Raw genomic sequence first — 22,439 nt, 5'->3', positions numbered from 1 at the left:
TTAAAACCTCAAAATCAAGACCAAATAAAACAAAATTTTGCTCTTAACCGTCAACCGTTAACTGTCAACCGTCAACTATTACTCCCGCGGTCTTCCTACTAGTTTACCCTTACCGATAGCATAAATATCATCAATTACCATCTGGAAGTTAGGCTCTCGTAACTCCTCTTTTCCACGCTCTTCTAATTTAGCTTGATTAAATTCTAATACTTCATCTGAGAAAGGTAGATTACCTGGATTTAAATATCTTACTGCTCCTTCATTATCTCTAGCAGGCAAGATATTACCAGCATTATACCTACTTGGTGCAAAAGGTATATCTATAATCCCTGATGTAAAAGCTTTAACCGTACCTTGAGCTATATCACCATCACCTAACTCAAAGACCCGATCTAAAATCTGTCTAGTCTCTTTTTTAATCATCTCTTTTTCTTTTTCTAATCTGCCATTAGAAGCAAACTCTTGATCTTTAAGCATATTGATCAACTGCTTAGTAGTTCTTAAACCTTGGGCATTTGCTTCTTTAGTTGGAATCCCTAACGCTTCATGTGGTGTCTTAACAATAACCTTAGTTGCTTTAGCTAAAGCAGCTGTAGCAGCTCCCCACGAAATAACTCCAAAAGCTTGTGCTTCATCTTGAGGGAAACCACCCATCCATTGATGAAAGACTGTAGTCAACATTATATCATCATAATCAGCTAAGTATTCTTCCGCCAATTCCTCTAAAGTCTTAATCGCAGCAACATCCTGAATCAAATTACCACACTGACCATATCCTAAAGTTAGATTCTTAACCCCCTGTTCAACGGCCAATAATGCCTCTATAATTGCTACACTATGAGAAACAGAAGGTGGTACTAAAGTTCCAGTCAACGGGCCAAACGGCTCACGATTGATCTTGACTCCCCGCTCTTCATAAAGTCCAATCAAACGATCAACATACTGCCAATCATATAATGTCTGTTCTATTGAGACATCCTTAGCATAAGGGATATTATAAGAGATTCCTCCCCCTTCATAATCAGTAAATCCACCTGCTAAAGTAATCTCAGCTAATAATCTAGCATCTGGAGTACCATGTCTAACCTGCAATGGAGCATCTAAAGCTTCAACTAGCTGTCTACAACCGTCAACTCCATGATTAACCGCTGGAAATCCATTTAATAATGATCTACCTTCATTACGGCTCTCCTCAATCCCATCCGCTGCTTCTTGATAATTATTCTGTCTAGTATAACTATCGATCGTAGTCGGTAATACATCCGCTCTTCCTTCTTCCCTTAAAAACTGTAATAGCTCAATATGTTGATCAATCAAAGCTACTCCTGCTCGCGGCTGAATTAAAGAAACCCCTTCTTTTTTAGCTGTTGCTAATTTATTAGCCATCACCTTCTCTGGTGCTAAATTTTTATGATAAGCAATAGCTTCATCTAAATCTACTGCGTCTCCTGTCGGCCATTGCCCTAAAACTTCTGCTCTAATTTGGTTGAATTTTTCTAAGTCCCACTTCTGATTTTTTAGTTCCATTCTACTTTCCCTCCTGATTAGTTTCATTATTTATTCCTAAATCCTGCCTCAAATCAGCAATTGGCTCTTCAGGTAATGTACCTGGAGGATAGACCCTATCAAATCCCATCTCTAAAAACTTTTTCTCAGTTGGTTCCCACTCCTGCTTACCAACTACTAAATTACCACCAACATATAATATAATATCATCCAAGCCGGTTTCAACACATTTAGCTCTAAACCCTTTGCAATCAAGTTCTCCATGACCATACAGTGAAGAAACCAAAATAGCATCTGCATCTGTTTCAATAGCAGCATTAATAAACTCTTCTTGCGGGGCCAACACCCCAATATTGACAACATCAAAGCCTGCTTTTGTAAACGCTTCTTCTAAAATTCTATTGCCTACTGCATGAACATCTGAACCAATAACCCCCATTACAACCGTCTTCTTTTCTACCATAGACTCTCCCACCTCTAATCTAATTTTATTGTAAGCAAAAATATCAAAAATTTAATCTTTATTGTAAGCTCACTATACATAATCATACCTCTACTAAAATCTTAATGCAAGTTAGATACCATTCTTAAAAAAATTAATTACTTAACTGATTTTGTGTAATAAACAACCATTTAAACCTTCTAGCAGACTCCTTATTCAATATTTTCAACATAATCAAAATAAATTACTCAATTATAATAAGTTTAAATCAATATTGAATGGGTTATCTGATTGAAAAATAATAATTTATTAAAGTGATTAACCCAATCCCTACTTAAAATATATTTTAAGTTAATCATAAAGTATCAACGTCAAATAAAGGTCAATTTATAAATTTAAGTTTAAGGTTAAGGTTGAGGTTAAGTAAGAGCCCTAAACTTTTATGCTTTTTTATGATTGACTTAGTCTTAAACTTAACCTTAGACTCAATTTTGTTTTCTTACGATAATTCTTTAAAGCAATAAAGGATTTTTGTAAGCCATGTCGAATAAATTAGTTAAGAGCAATTTAAATAGATATCTAAATTTAAAACTATAAACTAATCTAAATTGGATAAAGAAAGGAGGGAACAAATATGAATCAAGTAGAAACACCTACTCCTAAAGATTACAAAATTGATAAATTGACGACAGAAATTTTAGATAATATTGACATCTCTAAAACAGATGAAAAATATTCTAAAAAATATACTGAGATTTATAACTTATTACGTAACAAAAAATTTAGTGCTGTGCAATATGGATGCTAAACAAAATGGCCTTCGGCCATAGTCTAAGAATAAGTCTAAGTTTAAGTAATTCAAAAACTTATCAACAAAAAACTAGAAGCACCCTCCCCCAAGGATGCTTCTAGTTTATCTTCAAATTTTTTATTATTATACTTTAATCTAATTGACCTACTGCTTCTTCTACAGCTTCAACTATAACATTTTCTTCAATTAAAGAAGCAGATTGGTTAATATCTAGATACATGATTCTATCTTCAGTCAATTTATCTATACTTTCTCTAATTTTTTTGTAAGCAACTTGGGTTCCTTTTCCTAACTGCTCAGCTTCAATTCTTAAATCTATTGCTTGAGCTGCTGCCATCAATTCAATTGCTAAGACATTTTTCGCATTATCTAAAATCTGCTTGGTCTGTCTGGCAGCAGTAGTTCCCATACTTACATGATCCTCTTTATTGGCTGAAGATGGAATCGAATCAACACTAGCTGGATGGGCCAGCACCTTATTTTCAGAGACCAATGATGCTGCTGAATATTGAGTAATCATAAAGCCAGAGTTAACCCCACCATCATCGATTAAAAATGGTGGCAAACCACTTAAGGTTGGATTTACAAGCCGCTCTATCCTTCTTTCTGCAACATTAGCTAATTCTGCTAAAGCCATCCCTAAAAAATCAAGCGGTAAAGCCATCGGCTGTCCGTGGAAGTTACCACCAGAGATAACTTGATTCTCTTCAGCAAAGATCAAAGGGTTATCGGTTGCAGAATTGATTTCAACCTCAACCTTCTCTTTGACATATTCAATAGCATCTTTACTAGCACTATGAATCTGTGGTAGACATCTTAAGGTATATGCATCTTGAACTCTTACTTCCCCTTGTCTAGTTGTAGATTCGCTACCTTCTGTCAACTTCAATAAGTTTTTAGCACAATTAATCTGATGTTTATGTGGTCTAGCTTGATGAACCTTTTCATCAAACGCATCAGTAATTCCATTCAATGCTTCGACTGTTAAAGCTGAAGAAATCTCTGCTATCTTAGCTAAGTTAATAGCATCATAAACGGTCAATGCTCCTACAGCAGTCATAATCTGAGTTCCATTAATCAAGGCCAATCCTTCTTTAGCTTTAAGCTGAACTGGCTCTATACCAGCCTTTTCCATTGCTTCTTTTCCAGAGATTCTTTCACCTTGATAAAATGCTTCTCCTTCACCAAACATAACCAATACCATATGAGATAATGGAGCCAAATCTCCACTAGCACCTAAAGAACCCTGTTGAGGAATCACAGGATGTACCCCTTGATTAAGCATCTCAATTAATGTATTTAAAGTCTTTAATCTAATCCCTGATACTCCCTTAGCAAGAGCGTTGGCCCTTAGAAGCATTACTGCTCGAGCTACTTCTTCTTCAAATGCTTCACCAACTGCACATGAATGGCTAATAATTAAATTCTTCTGTAAATCTTCAGTCTTATCTTTAGATATATAAACATTACTGAGTTCTCCAAAGCCAGTAGTAATTCCATAAACAACCTCTTCTTGTTCAACGAAATGATCGACTACTGCTCTAGCTTCCTTCACTTTCTTGACAGCATCATCTGTTAGTTCGACCTTTACTCCTTCTCTAGCAACCTTAATTACATCTTCTAAAGTTAAACTATTACCATCAATTAAAATAGGATTCATATTATCTACTCCTTAATTTTTTTTAGATAAAATTAAAAACCATCTTTTTATTTTATATTGTAATGATTAATGCTGGGAAATAAGTTATTATTAATATAATAATTAGTTGGTATATCAGACCTTTAAATTATTAATTTTTAGGATCTTTTTATCAAGTGACAAACTAAATATTTCAGGGAAGTAGTCCATTACTCCCCTGAAAATTAGTTGATTATTAGACATAATTAAAATATCAATGCTGCTATAATTCCAAAGATCATAATTGGAATATTAAAGTGTAAGAAAGTAGGAACACAAGTATCCCAGATGTGATCATGTTGTCCATCTATATTCAGACCGGCCGTTGGCCCTAGAGTACTATCTGAAGCAGGAGATCCAGCATCACCTAACGCTGCAGCAGTACCGATCAAAGCAATAGTAGCCATTGGACTGAATCCAGTAGCAGATGCTAAAGGAACATAAATCGCTGCTAAAATAGGAATAGTTCCAAAAGAAGTTCCAATTCCCATTGTGACTACTAATCCTACCAAAACCATAATTATTGCTGCGATCAGTTGACTCCCACCCATCATTCCTGAGGCTGTGTCCACCAATAAATCTACTCCACCAGTCTCTCTAATTACTTCTCCATAACCAGAAGCTACTAACATTACAAATGCTACAAAGCCCATCATTCCAATTCCACTTTGTATCAACTCATCGATATCTTCCCATTTAATTGCTCTAAAAACTAGCATAATACCAAGACCAACCATGGCTCCTAAAGGTAAAGAATCAGTCAGTAATTGAATAACTAAAGCAGCACCAGCTCCTACTAATGATGCATAATGAACTCCAGTCATCTTTACATCCTCTGTTGTAGCAGCCATTTCAGCAATAGCATCATCTTGAATTCCTAAGTTAGATTCTTGTAGTGGACTATACTCTCTATCCTTTCTATAAGTAAAGAAGATTGCCACAAGCAATCCTAATAACATCCCTAAACCAGGTATCCACATTACTCTCCAGATCATAGGTGTAGCTACTTCCATCCCATTAGCTATCATTTCATCCCTGATAATATTATGGAAAATCAATCCAAAACCAGCAGGGATAGCTACATAAGGAGCCTTCAATCCAAATGTCAAAGCACAAGCAACAGCCCTTCTATCTATCTTCAATCTATTCATAACACCAATCAAAGGCGGAATCAAAATTGGAATAAAAGCAATATGAACTGGAATCAGATTTTGAGAGAACATAGAGATAAATGCAATGATTCCAACCAAAATCATTCCTTTACCCTTAACCCAACTAGCTATCTTTTTAGCTAAGATCATAGCAACTCCTGTCTTTTGAACAGCAGCAGCTAAAGCACCTAACAGAATATAACTTAAAGCAGTTTCAGCATTACCACCCATCCCACCAATTAAAGTTGACATCGTTTCATCGATTGGCATTCCGGCTAATCCTCCACCAACAAGACCAGCTACTATTAAAGATAAAATTACATTTAGCTTTAACAAACACAAAACAGTCATTACAAGTACTGAAACAACAACAGGATTAGTTAACAAAGTAATACCCCCTCTTTGATATTATTTCTTTAGACTAGCTCCTAGCTTTTATTATCACCTCCTCTTTAAAACCTTAAATTCTTCATATATATCCACTAGTTTCAAAAACTTATTAGTAATTTTGCTAAAGATTTAGACTATTTGCTCATTTATATATTAACAAGTAATCGTCAATTAGACGTCAAAATTATTCAACCTTATTAAAGTCACCTTGTACTAACTTGACCTCATAGTTGGCCCCTATTTCTTCTAAAATCAAGGAAGCTTGTTCTGCATAGTCACTATAATTTTGATCTAAATAATCTTTAAACTTCCTTTTTAACTCACTATCTTTTCTCATTTTGCTAGCAATTTCAGCCTTGACCCGATACAAAATTCCAACCCAATATCTCTTATGATACTGTTTAATAACAGCATCAGCAGTCTTTAAGTACTGATAAGCTTGCTCATAATTATTGGCTCTAATAGAAAGTAAAGCCATAAAACCATTAGTAATCGTGGAATAGCCCCAAATTGTCTTCAATTGCCCAAAAATATCTAAAGACTTTTCAAAATAGGCTCGGGCTTTGTTATAATCTTTAAGCTGATAAAGAACTTGTCCAGCATTGGTATAAAAGATTCCAAGGCCACAGAGAATATCTTGCTCTTCACAAAGGTTAATTCCACGTTCATAATAATTAATAGCCTCAGTAAATTGCCCTTGATGCCTTTTAACCTCTCCCAAATAATTAAATACGGCAGCAATACTTAAAGTATATTTAGTTCCCAACGTTTGGGCTTCCTTAAAAGTCCTTAATGATTGATTAAATAACCTTTCAGCTGCTTTATAATTCTTTTTATAAATTTTAACGATTCCCAAAAAGCGTAAGGCTAGTCCCATTTTTACATCATTTTTCATATTTTCAGCTAAGTTATACATCTTTTCTGCATTATCTTCTAACAAAGAAATATCTTCTTTTTGGATTCCTATTCCAACCAACTTCTGATACCCCATTAATATACTTGACCAGTCATCTACTGACTTAGCTTCAGTAATCATCTCTTTAACATCAGAAATAGCCTGCTCATACTCTCCCTCACAGATTAAAAAAGAAGCTCTCATCATTAAGAATTTAACTTCCATCTTTCGTAATAAAGGTATTCTACCCTTTTCTTGTTCTACCTCTTGTAACAACCCTTCAATCTCAACCAAATACCGCCTTGATTCGTCTTGATTGAGTGATAAAATTCTACTTTTCTCTAAATTTTTATCATTATTAACTGGAAAAAGTTCATGGGTATGATGAAAGTAGACCTCTGCTTCTTTAATTAAATATTCTAACTGCTTTAACTTATCTCCAGCTCGAGAATAATGATATATTAATTTAAGGTACTGATCTCGTACTCCAACTCCAGACTGCAACCGTTCTTCTAGCAGTTGAGCAATCCTTTTGTGAAGTAAGTTGGCCCTGGAAAAAGATTGTTCTTTATAAATAAACTGACGTATTTTTGAATGAGTAAACTTATAAGCTGGCCCTTGCCCTTTCTTCCCAGCTAGCTCTTCAATTAAATAATGATTCTCTAATTCTTCAAGTAACTCTATTAATTCAAGATCATTTTTACCGCTAATAGCTGACAATAAATCATAACTAACCTGATCAAAACAGACAGAGATTAACTTTAAGATTTTCTGTGCTTCTTGAGAAACTGATTGGACTCTATTTCTTAAAATATCTTTAGTCTTAGTAGTAAGTAACTGGGATAAAGCATCTGCCCCTTCTTCTTCTAATAAATTTAAAGCTTCAACTAAAAAGAAAGTATTGCCCTCTGTCTCTTGATAAATCTTCATTAATACTTCTTGGGAAAAATTATAATTTGGCAATGTAGCTTGGGTAAGTTCTTCAGTTTCGGATAAAGTTAACCGACCTAGCTTAACCTCTTTCATAAGTTCATATCTCTTTAAATTTGAAAATATCCTTTCTACTCTTTCTTTTCGTTCATTACGAGATGTTGCCATAACTAAAATATTCTGCTCTTGCTCTTGGATTAAATCCCTTAATAAAAAAAGACTCTTATCATCACACCACTGTAAATCTTCAAAGACAAACAGTAACTTTTTCTCTTTAGCTGCTTCCTTCAAAAGAAAGATAAGGGCCTCTATAGCGGATTGGCTCTGGATGGATTGAAAATTAAAGATTTCTTTAGGTAATAACTCCTCCTCTTCAGCTAGAAACGAAGGGAATAGAAAAGAAATTATCTTCTTCCAAGGCAAAGAAGTATTTATCTGTTCAAAATTGATCTTACCTTTAAGCTGTTGTAAGATATTCTGCCACGGCTTAAAGATATACCGCTCTTCTGCTTGAAAGCAGTTAGCTTTTAAAACTAAACAGTCATCTACTTCAAGCATAGATAATACTTGCTTAACTAAAGCAGTCTTTCCAACTCCCGCTTCCCCAGTCACCAAATAAGAATAGCTTTCTTTATCCCTTAAAAACCTATATAAGTTATCTGTCAACCTCTTTAATTCTTTTTCTCGAGCAATAAAATTATTGCTTTTTATCGCACAATCCTCAATTTTATTAAGTGAGTTTTCTCTAATCTTTTGCAAAAGCTGCCTAGTCTTTTTATCAGGGGTAATTCCTAATTCTTGCTCTAACCGCTTCTCTAAATCTTTATAAGTATCCACCGCTTTAGCTATAGCACCTTGCTTAGCATGTAATTTCATCAAATCACGATAAGCAGCCTCATCAAATTCATCAATTTTAATTAATAGCTGTACATGATCGATTGCTTCGCTCAATTTCTCTTGATCTTTGAGACTATTAATATAATTCTTTAAGGAGCTGATATATAATTGTCGATAATAACTTCTTTCTTCAAAAATCCAATCTGTAAAGGTAGCTGCATTTTTAATTAAAAAATTATTCAGGAATTCCCCTTGATAAACTTGAATAATCTCTTGGGCACTACCAGTTTCAAAAACATCTAAATCTAAACTCAAATCATAATCATCATTAACGACAATAGTAAATCGATCTGGAGTTAAAAGAATTTCATCTCCTACAACCTTTTTAAGTTGATAAAGAGCATTACGAAGGTTCTTTTTAGCCTTACTATCTAACATATCCCCCCACAATAAAGAGGCCACCTTCTCCCTCATTACTTTCTTTTTTACTATCAGATAATAAAAGAGGGCTTCAACCTTTTTATAAGGAAAATCGATAACTTCTCCATTTAAACTTACCTTTGGTATTCCCAGTAGCTCAACCTTTAACATCTTTATTAGCCCCTCCTGTGTAAAATGTCGTTATTTCTGTTTTTTGGATGTTCCATGTTTATTCTATCCTGTTAATAACATAATTTCAAATAATAATTGATGTTATTTTATTCATAATACCTAATTGTATTTCTAAACAACAAAATATGCTAGGTTTGCTCATCTAAAAGATTTGCCAAACCTAGCATATTATAATTAATAAACCTTATATTTAATTAACCGTTCACTACCAACTGACCATTCTTAATAACCTTATCTACAATATTAACTCCGATATGATATGCCAAATGAGTATAAGAAGGAGCATCAAGAATTACTAAATCCCCTGCTTTTCCTACCTCAATACTACCTATCTTAGCATCTCTATCAATAGCAGCTGCTGCATTAATAGTTAAGGCTGTTATTACTTCCTCTAAAGTCAATTCCATCTGTAATGTAGAAAGAGCAATTAGCAGTGGAATTGATTCTGAATAACAGCTACCAGGATTAAAGTCTGTAGCCAAAGCTACTGGCAGCCCATTATCGATCATATATCTCCCCCGAGCATAAGGCTCTTTAAGACTAAAAGCAGTAATCGGTAGCAAAGTACCTATTACACCCTCTTCAGCCATCAACTTTATTCCTTCATCAGAAGCTTTAAGTAAATGATCAGCTGAGACTGCTCCTAGCTCTGCTGCCAATTCTGCTCCTCCAACTTGAGCAATTTCATCAGCATGAATCTTTGCCTTCAATCCTAACTCTTGCCCTTTTAATAAAAGTTTACGAGCTTCATCTACTGTAAATACTCCCTGATCACAGAAAATATCACAAAATTCTGCTCCACCTTCTTCAACTGCTAGAGGCATAACTTCTTCTATCAAATAATCTATGAATTCTCCAGACCGCCCTTCATATTCAGAAGGAATAGCATGGGCACCCATAAAAGTAGGGCTAATATCTACCTTATGTTCCTCTTGTAATTCTTTCATTACCCTTAACTGCTTTAATTCAGTCTCTAGCTCAAGACCATAACCACTCTTTCCTTCAGTAGTAGTTACTCCAAAGGAAAGCATAGAGTCTAATCTCTTCCAAGCACTCTCTTTTAACTCTTCAAAAGAAGCCTCTCGAGTACCTGCTACAGAGTTGATAATCCCTCCGCCTCGTTCCATAATTTCAGTATAAGGTACTCCCTGCAATCTCCAACTATACTCATCTGCTCTATAACCCCCAAATACAAAATGAGTGTGAGAATCAATAAACCCTGGTAACACAGGTTTCCCAGCAGCATCAATAACTTCAAATTCTTCTATATTAATATTTTTTAAAATCTCATCTGTCTTACCTACTTGAGTAATCAGACCACCTTTAATTACTACTGCACCATCAGTAATAATCCCTAGTTCATTCATCTCAGAACCAGTCTTAGGAGCTTGGCCCTGACAGGTAATTAGTTCTCCAGCATTCTTGACCACTACATTCTTCATTATAGATCCTCCAATAATCTATTTTCCATTATCTGTTCTGGAGAGAAGTCTTCAACTCCTAAATAATATTCTGCTACATCAAATAATGCTTGAGCAGGTAATAACCCAATTAGCTCACTACCGATAATATTGACACCATATCTTTTAGCTTCAAATTTGATCATTTCAAATGCTTGATACAGTGAAGTTTTAGTATAATTTGTTAAATTCATAGACACCTGAACAATACCTCTCTCACTCAAATCAATACCGATAGCCTTACAATACCTCAAACCTCCACCAGAGTGACGAATCTTGCGAGCAATATTATTTGCAAGTTCCAAATCATCTGTATCAAGATTGACATTATAAGCTACTAACGGCATCCGAGCTCCTATCACGGTAGCTCCTGCAGTTGGGTGAACTTTAGCCGGGCCAACATCTGGCTTCCATTCTGGTTGTTGTACCTTCTCAGCCATCGCTTCATATTCACCCCGTCGAATGTCAGCTAAATTCTTTCGTTCAGGACTTGTCGCAGCATCTTCATAGAAATAGATAGGAAGATCAAACTTTTCAGCAGCCTCTTGAGCTACCTCTTTTGATATCTCTACAGCTTCTTCCATGCTTACATTCCGAACTGGAGTAAATGGTACTACATCTACTGCTCCCATTCTTGGATGCTCTCCTGTATGCTCATTCATATCGATCAGATCAATAGCTATTTCCATTGCCTCTAACATAGATCTCTTCAAACCAGCTGGACTTCCAATCATCGTAACTACAAGTCGATTATGATCTTTATCCGCTGAATAGTCCAGTAACTTAACCCCATCAGTCTGCTTAAATGGTTCTACAATCTTCTCTATCTTTTCTTCATCTCTTCCTTCACTGAAGTTAGGAATACATTCTAATATCTGACTCATTATTAACACTCCTTTAGAATTAAGTTTAAGGTTAAGTATGAGTTTAAGTAAGAGCTAAACCCTTATTTTTTTAATGATTGACTTAACCTCAACCTTAAACTTAAGCTATTTTGTAATTAAATCTTACTCTCAACAATCTCTTCAATCTCAGCAGCTAATCGTTCTGACTTAGAAATTATCTCACTAGCTTCATCTTTTAACTCTGTAGCAACTTTTTCATCTTTTAACGACTCAGCATTGATTAAAACATTATAGCTACCACCTTTAACCGTACTTAGAGCCATCAATCCAGCTACTCCTATATCAGAAGCTGCATTAGGATTTCCTTCCGTAGCTACCTCCCTGGCAATCTCTAAGACCTTGAGACCTAATTTCATTGTATTAAGTGGTGTAATACTAGCTCCCTTTAATGCTTCTTGAATCTGCTTACTCCGCTCTTCTTGCTCTGCTTCAGTCTCCTTAGGTAATCTAAAAGCAGCCATCACCTTATCGAAGCTCTCAGAATCTTCATCAATCAACCTTAATGCTTCGGATTTTAGATCTTCTAACTCAGTAGTAAATTGCTCTATCTCAGAATCCTTAGTCAACCTAATCACCATCAAAGCTAACGCAGAGGCTAAAGCTCCACCTAATCCCGCAGTACTTCCTCCACCTGGCGTAGATGATTTGCTAGCTAATTCTTCTACAAATTCATTTAAAGTATAATCAGAAAAACTCATCTTTTCTCCCCCTTTATATATCAGTGTACAGTTTACGATTTACAGTTGACAGTTAAGAACATTAAATCCTTAAAATCAAAAAGCATATAAACCTGTAGGCATAGGGCTTTTTAGAGGTCTCTATTTTTTAGCTTTTGAGTTTTAACTGTAAACTGTTCACTGTTAACTGCCAACTCAATCATTACTCTTTATCTAAATAATCAGCAACGATACCCTCAACCAATCCTTCTTCTGGTCGATAAGGAATTGTTACATGACCTCTACCTTCATTTCTTTGATTCCAATCTTGCATAGTTTCAATTGCATGTTCGTTTCTAGCCCAAGCTCTTCTAGCAACTCCGCCGTGAACATCCCAATCTAAAGCTGATTTGATAATCTCATCAACCTTCTTACTTCCATCAAGTACTAAACCAAAACCACCATTGAATGATTTACCAATACCAACTCCACCACCATTACTCTCTACAGCTAAAGTCATTCCTCGAGCACAGTTTCCAGCAAAACACTGCACAGACATCTCAGCCATTACATTACTACCATCCTTAATATTAGCTGTTTCTCTAAATGGAGAATCCGTTCCACTAACATCATGATGATCACGTCCTAGCATCACCGGGCCAATCTCACCTTTACGAACCAATTCATTAAACTTAAGTGCAATCTCAACCCGTCCTTGACCATCAGCATACAAGATTCTAGCTTTTGAACCTACTACCAGATCATTCTCTTCAGCATCATTAATCCACTGATAATTATCATAATCTTGTGCTCTTCTGTCTGGATCAATACAGCTTTTAGCAGCTTCATCAGTCTTTCTTAAGTCTTCATCCTTACCACTTAAGCATACCCAACGAAATGGCCCATAGCCATAATCAAAACAGATTGGCCCCATTATATCTTCTACATAAGATGGGAAGATAAATCCTTGGCTTGGATCTGCTTCATTTTTAGCTATCTCTTTGACCCCAGCATCATAAACAGCCTTCATAAAGCTATTACCATAATCAAAGAAGTAAGAACCTCGATCTACCAACTCTTCAATGAAACCATAATGCTTTCTTAATGTCTGATCTACCTCTTCTCTAAACTTAGCAGGATCAGTATTCAATAACTCTCTACCTTCTTCAAAATTATATCCTACTGGGTGATAGCCACCTGAATAAACAGCATGGCAAGAAGTCTGATCAGATAATAAGTCTACCTTAATATTATTTTCAACAACATACTCTAATAAGTCAACTACATTACCATGATAAGCAATTGAGACTGCTTCGCCTTTTTCCTGATATTCTGCTACCCAGTCAAAAATCTCATCTAAATCATCCGTAAACTCACTTAACCAACCTTGTTCATGTCGTGTCTTGATTCTAGACATATCAACTTCAGCGATCACTCCAACTCCTCCAGCAATCTCTATTGCTTTAGCTTGAGCTCCACTCATACCACCCAAACCAGAAGTAATATAGAACTGACCAGCTAAGTCTTCATCTTTGTCATTTCCTAAAAACTTCCGACCTGCATTAAGTAATGTAATATAAGTACCATGTACTATTCCCTGCGGGCCAATATACATCCAACCACCAGCAGTCATCTGTCCATAATTAGCAACTCCCATAGCTGCTGCTTTATTGAATGCTTCATCATTATCGAACATTCCTACCATTAAGCCATTAGTAGATATTACCCGTGGAGCATCCGGTTTAGATGGGAATAAACCCAATGGATGACCAGATTGAACTACTAAAGTCTGATCCTCAGTCATCTCCTGCAAGTATTTCATAATCAATCTATACTGCATCCAGTTTTGGCATACCTGACCAGACTCACCGTATGTCACTAGCTCATAAGGATAAAGTGCAATATCAAAATCCAAATTATTATCGATCATTAATTGTAATGCCTTACCTTCTGTCGTTCTTCCTTCATATTCATCAATAGGCTTAGCCTTAATATTTCCACTAGGACGATATCGATAACCATAAATTCTTCCGTGCGTCAATAACTCCTCCATAAATTCCGGAGCCAACTTGTGATGCAACTTAGGTGGGATATACCTTAAAGCATTCTTTAAAGCAACTTTCATCTCATCTTGATTTAAATTAAGTTCCCTTTTAGGTGCCCTACGAATTCCCTCTTCAAATTCAGGCATTTCTGGCAATTCATCAGACAAAGTAAATTTCATAGCTTTAGAAACATCAAATTCCATTTTATAATCCCCCTTCAATTATTTAATTAAAAATCAATTAGCTCAATTAATTTTTATATCCTATTCTATCAGAATGTTGTAATTTAATTATATGAGGGCATCGTCAAATAAAAGTCAATTTCTTTAATTTTTACTCTATTAAATTAAAATAGTACCTTGACATGTAACATCGACTTCTGTTTCCAAAAAAGCCTCCTTAACTATAAATCCCTTGCCAGCAGAAGCAACTATCTTCACTTTAATAACCCCTCCTGGCTGCTTGACATCAATTTCGATTGACTCTTTTCTCTTCCTAGCTAAATGAATCCCCATAGCCAAAGTCCCTGAGCCACATCCTCGTTCAAAGACCAAACTTCCAGTCTGCTGGACATAGACACAAGGTTTAATCGAGTAACCTTCTTGCTTGTTATATATAATTAAGCCTACAGCTTCTGCATCAATCTCTGAAGCTAACTCTTTAAGTAACTGCTCTATCAGTTGATCAGTTAAAAACTCTCTATCTTCAATCAATAAATGAGTGATCCCTTCAAACTGAACCATCCTTCCTGCTAACTTTAGCCCTTGAAACTTATAATTCCAGTTTCGGTAATTATAATCCACAGGCATTGCTGATCTAACCTGATAACTATGCTGCTCAGACTGCTCAGCATAACAGTCTAAAGGATGATTGACTCCAGAAGATTCCAACTTGAAATTATTATTAGAAGTTAACTCTAAATGTTTGGCTAAAGCTGCTGCTGCCAAAACTCCATTACCACAAAACTCCCCTCCAGACATCTCTAACCTAAAGAGTGATTCTCTATCTTGAGGCTTTTCAATAAAGCCAACCTGTTCTGCATTAAGATAAGTATAATCCATCACTTTACTAGCCACTTCAGGATATAATTTATTTTGAAGATAATTATTGATTAAGATAGTAGTATTCTCTGCAGGACTGAGTTTTATAAAGTTCAATTTGATTTTAATCTCCCCCTCACTAAAGATTAGTATTCTTGATATAAAGCTTAAGTTTAAGGCTGAGTTTAAGTCAACCATTAGAAACATAAGGGCTTAGCTCTTACTTAGACTTAGACTCAAACTTAAACTAAATTGTAATAAAGCTCCTCTTTAAGGTTAAATATTTATCTAAAGCTACTTATAACTGTTATCTTTACCGCTAGAAATCATTCACATCTCACAGTCACACAAATATAAAATCTCCCCTTTTGACTCAGTTTAATAGATCTTAAACCTCTGTTAAATAATTTTTAGATAACTGTAAAGCTTCTTTTGGTTTAATCTCAGCTAGCAATCCAATCGCTGATAAGATATAATCTTGGTCTAACATCAACTTAGGTTCCAACGGGGCCAAAATCTGTGGTTCTTCCTCATTAAATAATCCCTCTTCCAAAATTTCAGCCGGCTTCTCACTATGAACCACTACCCCACCAGTCCCAATTATCAAATCTAACTTGGTTAAATCCTTACCATACTGAACATATTGCTGACCAAAAGGACTATAGACCGTCTCAATCCGTCCCACGTGTCTATTAATTGCAGCATTAGTAGCAGCCTTGGCAAGTGCTAAATCAAATTCTTTTTCTTCTTGTTCAGTAGGTACATAATCAACCTCTACTCCAATCTTATCTATATAAGCCAATAACTGATCTTTTAACTCCTCTTCAACAAAACTTAATACCTCTTCCTCTCCAACACTCTCCATTAAAGATGAAGCACTATAACGCATCCCTAAATCCCCTTCAACAGTCCGCTTAACATAAGGCTCTTCTAATCCTCTTAAGTTGACTCCTCCTTTAGTTGGTTGGCCCTTAGCCGCTGAATGAATATCAGTGGTAGCCCCTCCAATATCGACAATCATCAACTCTCCTAATCCTTCTTCATGGGCAGTACCTTCAGCAATCAACTCTGCTGCTTTCATCACTGCAGAAGGTGTCGGCATGATTACCCCTTCTAAATAGCCTTCAACCTGATCTAACCCTTTAGCATAAATAATCTGTTCTAAAAATACCTCCCGAATCTTTTGACGAGCCGGCTCAATATTCAACTCTTCTAACTTAGGCATTACATTATCGGTCAGATAAACCTCTTTTCTTCCAGCCACTAAGGTCTCTTCAACCTCCTTAGCCACTACTTTATTGCCTGCTACTATCACTGGAGCAGCCAATTCAGATTCGGCTAACCGTTTAGCATTCTCTAAAATTATATCTTGATTCCCTCCATCAGTTCCTCCAGCCAACAATATCACATCTGGTTCAGCTCCAATAATCTCCTCTATCTCATCTGCTGTTAGCTCATATGAATAAACATCAGCAACTTTGGCCCCTGCTCCCAAAGCAGCCCGTTTAGCAGCTTCCGCAGTCAGTTCAGGTACCAATCCTACTGCTACCATCTTCAAACCACCTGCTGCACTGCTACAAGCTAACTTATGGTCGATCTCTTCAAGTTCAACTCCCTGTTCAGTTAACTTATCAAAAACCTCTTTTAAACCCTGATCTATCCCTTCTTTAATCGTAGTAAATGCTTTTACCGTCGCTTTTAAACTAAGCTCTGTCAAATTAAAGACGGTAGCTTTAGTATATGTACTCCCAATATCAACTAATAAAGCTAATTCCATACTTCCACCCCTCTTAGTAAAAATTGATAATTGATAGTTGACAATTGTCAGTTAAAATCAAAATCTAAAATTATTCACTCATTATCAAATGCAAAAATAATACCAAGCACCAATTCACCATTGATTTCATCAATTCTCGTCATTGTTTACCAACTAAAATTTTTAAAACAACCCAACAATGGGTTGTTTATAAAGATTAGCTATTATAAGATATGTAATTAACCCACTTAAAAAGAATATTCCTCTAATACTCGGGCCAACTCTACCTCTATTTCAGCTTCTGGTATTTCAGCAGCAACTTGACTTTGCTCATACTCGGGCCAAAAATGGGTCAATAATACCTTCCCAACTTGAGCTTCAATCCCCAATTGAGTAGCCTGCTTGACAGTCAAGTGGCCTGCCTTTGTATACTGACTATCTTTTTCTAACAAGCTCGCCTCTGCTAACAATAAATCTACATTCATAGCGAACTCGACTAATGACTCATCCCAACCAGTATCCGCAGTATAGACAAACTGCTTAGCTCCATCATCAACCTTGATTGCATAACACTCCTTAGGATGATTACTTCTTTGAAAACTGACCTTTAAATTCTCTAGCTTAAGCTCCGTCTCTTGAGTAATCTGCTGTAAATGAAACTCATCTCCAACCTTAGCCTGAATAAATTGCAACTCATCCCCACCATCAAAAGGCAGATAGACTGCTAATGCTTCCTCTCTCTTTCCTTGTTCGATACTCTTCGCCATCCCATAATGCATCGGCAATAGATCTAAACAATGGTCTTGATGTAAATGAGAGATAATGATCGCATCCAATTGATAGAAAGGGATTATCTGCTGTAAATTACTCAATGTCCCCGGGCCAACATCAATTAAGATCTTCTGCTCTCCAGATTGTAGTAAATAACCTGAACAAGCAGCATCCTTAGTCGGATACGGAGAACGATTACCTAAGACAGTCAATTTCATGATTAACACCCCATTTTCTCTTTAGTTTCTATTATAACATACTCTGCCTGACTCGCAATCAATATTGATATTTAGTGGCAAAGTGCCACTAAATATCAGTGTACAGTTTACAGTTTACAGTTGACAGTTAAAAACCTAAATTCAAAACCAGTCTAAATCTGTAAATATAAGGCTTTTCAGAAGTCTTAAGCTTTTAAGATTTTGATCTTAACTGTAAACTGTTCACTGTTAACTGTCAACTATTAATCGCTTTCCCCGACGCCTCTCACCCTTGCAATCAAATAATAGACCGGAAAGAGCCCAGCTAATGGAAGAACCAGATACATTGACAGATCCTCAAGCGAATTCTTCAACATTTCAAAATTCTCTGGTACCATCGCTACTCCTAGTACAATCAAAGCCAACGGTAAGACCAACGGTTTATAATCCTCTAAATTCAGCCATTGACCAATTCCTACTGCTACGGGAAAGAAATAACCTGCTATCGTCATATAGGCGATTGGAAACCAAACAATTGTCAAGATCCCTTCAAATCCTTTTAAAAAATCAGCAATCTCTAGTAATCTAGTTACAGAAAAGATAGGAAATGTATGAAATAGAGTGCTCTCCACTCCTAAGACACTGATAATCAAAACAACAATCATCAACATCTGAACCATAACAATAAAAAAGCCGCCTCCACTTATCTGTTCCATCAGATCTAATTTCCTCAAATAAGCCAGCCAAAAAGCCATAAATACTACTCCCATACTTAACAGAGCAATCACCCGCAGACTACCTATGAAGACAGGTTCCATTCCAAATTCTAAAAATGGTCTAAACCGCTCCAAACTCCCCCGTTCAATCCCTACTAAGAAGATAATTATTAATCCAGTCAAAACAAAAGGAACAAAGAACTGACATGTCCTAACATAAACCTCAAACCCTTTCTTTACCACATAGATAGTCAAACCAACCATTAATAAATTAAAGGCCAGAGGAGGAGTTTCCGGCATCAAAATAATCAATACCTCAGTATTTAACCGCGTAATAAGTGAAACATAAAGAATAAAAGAGATAATATAAACAAATCCCAAAAACTTACCTAAAATTGTTCCTAAAACTTGTGGTAAGTATTCAATAAATGTCTGCTCAGGAAAGAGGTTAGCCAGCTTAATTATAAATAAGCTCAAACAAAACCCAGCCAAGTAACCACCAGGTACTGCCAGCCAGCCATCCCTACCAGCTACTTCTGCTAAGTAAGTATTAATTATCAAAAATTTAGTATTGAACAACCCTACAAAGAGCAAAAAGACTGCTTGCCCTCTTGATATTATCTCCCTATTCAAAATTTCACCCCTTCCTTAGTTCACACAATCAACATTTAAAATCTATAAAATCAAATACAGAGCTAAACTGACCCCACCTCCTAAGAGAATAAAGAAGGTAATCAGCTCTTTCCACAACTTCAGAGCAATCATTTTAGGTACTTCAATTAAACTGATCACTAAACCAACCAACAACAGACCAATTATCTGCATTTAATTTTACCACCCTTTAATCTAAACTAGGAAATGTTCGCGTTACAAATGTTCGACGTATCTTAGCCTCTACATCTACCTCTACTTCTAAAGTAGCAAATTCATCTTCCCAATCACCTTCCATCCTTCTCCACTCCTCAGGATATTTACGATAGACCTCATCAGCAAAACCGAATATATCAGCTTCAAATTCACGTTGGGCCAACTCTATAGTATCCTCTATTTCATTTTCTATATTTCTTACCAACTTTTCTTCAACTAAAAACCATCTATCTAATCTAGTCAAATCGGCTGGAGTATGCTGTTCAGCCAAGCCCCCTTCTGTCTCGATCTCAACCTCCATGACTAACCTTCCATCTCTAAAAACTGGCTCTACACTTGATTCAGAGCGCTGAATTTCGATACTCAACTTCCGTTCATCTTCCCATTCCAACACCATAATTGTACTCCCGATTCCATCTACAACCCAATTATACCCTCGCGTCTCTCTTTTATCCAAAAAACCTTGTAATCGATCCTTTTTAAAGACTGCTCCTCCTTCTATATGTAGTTGCTCACCATTCATCAATTCTACAACCCCTACTACTGGAGCACCAGCCCTACTATTATATTGTTCCAAAAAATCAAATAGATCAACATCAATAATTCCCCCCATTGCCTCCTGTTCTCTTAACATATCAACAATTGCCATCGAAGGAATCCGTTCTAAATCATGTGTCGCTCCAATAATATCTTTGGCATCTCCTCTAGTAATTACAACTCTCTGCCCTAATCTCAACTCATGATCCCTAATAAAGAGTTCAAGCAGAGGCAACATCCCCGCTCTAGCTGCTTCCTCACCCACCACAATCAAATTATTATACTGCCAGAATAGCCGTCGCCCTGCTTGCCTGACAAAATTTCGAATCGCATCAAAGATTGTCTCCCCTTGACTACTGACAACCCAGATTGGATTTACATCAGGGGCAGGTTCTCCTGCTGCAGGAACCCCGATCTCATGTGGTTTCAACAGTTGGGTCGTTACTTCTATCAGATCATTATCTGCCAAATCTATAGCAGTCCCTACTACAAAGGTACGATCCTTCATCTCAGTATAGTTCCAACAACCAACTAGAAAGATTATCAAGCTGAGCAAGATTAAAATTAAAACTTTTTTCCTCATCTTTTAAGAATCATCCCTTTCCAGCTCATCCCGATAAGGACTAGGCCTTTGCCCTAGTTTAGCTCTTTGCCGATTATCTTTGCTCAACAACTCAGGTCTGCTAACCATTAACCACCACGGAACTCTAATGAATACATCCTTCCAACTCTTAATATCTAAAGGAGCTAATGGATATAAATAAGGCACCCCAAAAGAACGTAAGGAAGACAAATGGATTACTAACCCAATAATAAATGTTAAAATTCCTGGCAAACCCATCACAGATGCAAATGAAATCGCTACCAGCCTCAATATAGTAATCGCATCGGTCAATGGAGGAACGATAAAACTAGAAATAGCAGTCAAAGCAGTTACAATCACAACAGGAGCTCCTACTAAACCAGCATTGATCGCTGCATCACCTAAGATCAGTGCTCCTACAATACTGATCGCCTGCCCTACAGCCCGCGGCATCCGAACTCCTGCTTCTCGTAAAATCTCAAATAAAAAACCCATAACTATTACCTCTACTGCCTTAGGAAAAGGAACCCCTTCCGAGGCAATTGCTACAGAAATAGCCAATTCTGTCGGTAACAACTCAGGATGAAAGCTAACGACTGCAATATATGTTGCTGGCAATAAGAGTGCAAGTACAAAAGCAGCATATCTAATAATTCTAATTAACGAAACTAAATAAGGAGCTGAATAATAATCTTCTGCTGTCATCAAACTCTCAACAAAGATATGAGGAACCGTCAATACAGTTGGCGTTCCATTGACAAATACTGCAATTCGACCTTCTAATAGCTTACCTGCTACTATATCAGGCTTTTCACTATTGGCCACCGTAGAGAAGACTGACAAGGGATGATCTACAATAAACTCTTCTATATAGCCTGACTCTAAAATAGCATCAAGTTCTATCTCACTAACCCTACTTCTTACTTCATCGACAATCTTCTCATTAGCAACCCCTTTCACATAGGCTAAACAGACATCTGTCTTAGTCTGCTGACCTAAGATAATCTGCTCCAACTTTAGATTTGTATTATTCAGCTTTCGTCTTAGTAATGAAGTATTTACAGCCAGATCTTCAACAAAACTCTCTTTTGGCCCTCTGATTGTCGTCTCTACTTCTGGTTTCTCCACTGCTCTACTCTCAAATGCAACACTATCAACCAAAATCACCTTCTGCTCTCCATCTAAAAATAGAGCAGCCTTACCACCTGTCACCCCTTCAACCACTTCTTCTATTGTAAATGCTTCACTTATATTAGGAGTGGAGATGATTGATTTAGTTATTTTGTTTAAATCGATTGCCTTTTCGGCACTATTCATCAATGGCTTTAAAATATTTTCACTAATAACCTTCTCTTCAGTCATTCCATCAATAAAGACTAAAAAGGCATCTTTAATATTATGTTTACTAACTGAAAATTCTCTGATACAGATATCATAATTGTCAGCAAAGACATCTTCAATTAAGATTTGGTTCTGCTTTAGTTTCTTTGCTATCTTCTTCCCTTCCACTATTTCAGTAGGGAGCTGATCTTGAGCTTCTTGATTATCTCTTAACAATAACCAGCATTTAACCTTATCGAGCAGTTTTTGAAACACTATTTAACCTCCAAATAAAATGACTTATGACTTCTTAGTCTAAGTTTAAGTAATTCAA

Annotated in this window: 17 protein-coding genes; 1 reads left to right on the top strand and 16 read right to left on the bottom strand. The window is 36.3% G+C overall.

Features of this window, described 5'->3' with window-relative positions:
• Nucleotides 1–78 precede the first annotated feature (78 nt).
• Both MWH28_RS00420 and glmS read right to left on the bottom strand, forming a co-directional pair.
• Nucleotides 79–1,527, bottom strand: coding sequence for a methylaspartate mutase subunit E (locus tag MWH28_RS00420; protein ID WP_248617287.1), 1,449 nt, complete (start codon nt 1,525–1,527; stop codon nt 79–81).
• Nucleotide 1,528: 1 nt separating this feature from the next.
• Complete coding sequence (glmS, locus tag MWH28_RS00415) at nt 1,529–1,969, bottom strand: methylaspartate mutase subunit S (protein WP_248617286.1); 441 nt, start codon at nt 1,967–1,969, stop codon at nt 1,529–1,531.
• Nucleotides 1,970–2,582: 613 nt separating this feature from the next.
• On the opposite strand from glmS, the gene MWH28_RS00410 reads away from it, so the two are divergent.
• A complete protein-coding gene (locus tag MWH28_RS00410; RefSeq protein ID WP_248617285.1) occupies nt 2,583–2,756 on the top strand; it encodes a hypothetical protein in 174 nt (57 codons plus the stop codon).
• 133 nt (nt 2,757–2,889) lie between these two features.
• On the opposite strand, the gene hutH is transcribed toward MWH28_RS00410, so the two are convergent.
• The 14 genes from hutH to MWH28_RS00340 form a co-directional block, all read right to left on the bottom strand.
• Nucleotides 2,890–4,419 (bottom strand): histidine ammonia-lyase, encoded by a 1,530-nt coding sequence (gene hutH / locus MWH28_RS00405; protein ID WP_248617284.1) that lies wholly within the window; start codon nt 4,417–4,419, stop codon nt 2,890–2,892.
• 224 nt (nt 4,420–4,643) lie between these two features.
• Entirely contained in the window at nt 4,644–5,975 is a 1,332-nt protein-coding gene (locus MWH28_RS00400; protein ID WP_248617283.1) for a Na+/H+ antiporter family protein, read from the bottom strand.
• A gap of 187 nt (nt 5,976–6,162) precedes the next feature.
• The gene (locus tag MWH28_RS00395; RefSeq protein ID WP_248617282.1) at nt 6,163–9,231 is read right to left on the bottom strand and encodes an AAA family ATPase; all 3,069 of its coding nucleotides are present in this window, start codon (nt 9,229–9,231) and stop codon (nt 6,163–6,165) included.
• Nucleotides 9,232–9,446: 215 nt separating this feature from the next.
• Nucleotides 9,447–10,694, bottom strand: a complete 1,248-nt coding sequence (hutI, locus tag MWH28_RS00390; protein ID WP_248617281.1) for an imidazolonepropionase — start codon at nt 10,692–10,694, stop codon at nt 9,447–9,449.
• Nucleotides 10,694–11,596: a glutamate formimidoyltransferase gene (gene ftcD / locus MWH28_RS00385; protein ID WP_248617280.1), complete on the bottom strand. Its 903-nt coding sequence runs from the start codon at nt 11,594–11,596 to the stop codon at nt 10,694–10,696. Before ftcD ends, hutI begins: the two co-directional genes overlap by 1 nt.
• Nucleotides 11,597–11,712: 116 nt before the next feature.
• Nucleotides 11,713–12,315, bottom strand: coding sequence for a cyclodeaminase/cyclohydrolase family protein (locus tag MWH28_RS00380; RefSeq protein ID WP_248617279.1), 603 nt, complete (start codon nt 12,313–12,315; stop codon nt 11,713–11,715).
• A 181-nt stretch (nt 12,316–12,496) separates the two neighbouring features.
• Nucleotides 12,497–14,521: a urocanate hydratase gene (gene hutU, locus MWH28_RS00375; protein ID WP_248617278.1), complete on the bottom strand. Its 2,025-nt coding sequence runs from the start codon at nt 14,519–14,521 to the stop codon at nt 12,497–12,499.
• 138 nt (nt 14,522–14,659) lie between these two features.
• Nucleotides 14,660–15,475: a histidine racemase CntK family protein gene (locus MWH28_RS00370; protein WP_248617277.1), complete on the bottom strand. Its 816-nt coding sequence runs from the start codon at nt 15,473–15,475 to the stop codon at nt 14,660–14,662.
• A gap of 271 nt (nt 15,476–15,746) precedes the next feature.
• The gene (gene glmL, locus MWH28_RS00365; RefSeq protein ID WP_248617276.1) at nt 15,747–17,135 is read right to left on the bottom strand and encodes a methylaspartate mutase accessory protein GlmL; all 1,389 of its coding nucleotides are present in this window, start codon (nt 17,133–17,135) and stop codon (nt 15,747–15,749) included.
• 227 nt (nt 17,136–17,362) lie between these two features.
• On the bottom strand, nt 17,363–18,103 hold the full coding sequence (locus tag MWH28_RS00360; protein ID WP_248617275.1) for an MBL fold metallo-hydrolase: 741 nt from the start codon (nt 18,101–18,103) through the stop codon (nt 17,363–17,365).
• 242 nt (nt 18,104–18,345) lie between these two features.
• On the bottom strand, nt 18,346–19,431 hold the full coding sequence (locus MWH28_RS00355) for a GerAB/ArcD/ProY family transporter (protein WP_248617274.1): 1,086 nt from the start codon (nt 19,429–19,431) through the stop codon (nt 18,346–18,348).
• 42 nt (nt 19,432–19,473) lie between these two features.
• Nucleotides 19,474–19,623 (bottom strand): hypothetical protein, encoded by a 150-nt coding sequence (locus tag MWH28_RS00350; RefSeq protein ID WP_248617273.1) that lies wholly within the window; start codon nt 19,621–19,623, stop codon nt 19,474–19,476.
• Between the two features lie 16 nt (nt 19,624–19,639).
• Complete coding sequence (locus MWH28_RS00345; protein ID WP_248617272.1) at nt 19,640–20,785, bottom strand: Ger(x)C family spore germination protein; 1,146 nt, start codon at nt 20,783–20,785, stop codon at nt 19,640–19,642.
• Nucleotides 20,786–20,788: 3 nt separating this feature from the next.
• The gene (locus MWH28_RS00340; RefSeq protein ID WP_248617271.1) at nt 20,789–22,381 is read right to left on the bottom strand and encodes a spore germination protein; all 1,593 of its coding nucleotides are present in this window, start codon (nt 22,379–22,381) and stop codon (nt 20,789–20,791) included.
• Between the last annotated feature and the right edge of the window lie 58 nt (nt 22,382–22,439).

This window comes from Natroniella sulfidigena (assembly GCF_023223645.1).
In the GTDB taxonomy this organism is placed as follows: domain Bacteria; phylum Bacillota; class Halanaerobiia; order Halobacteroidales; family Halobacteroidaceae; genus Natroniella; species Natroniella sulfidigena.
The sequence above is the reverse complement of the archived record's forward strand: the minus strand, read 5'-3'. Positions and strand labels throughout refer to the sequence as shown.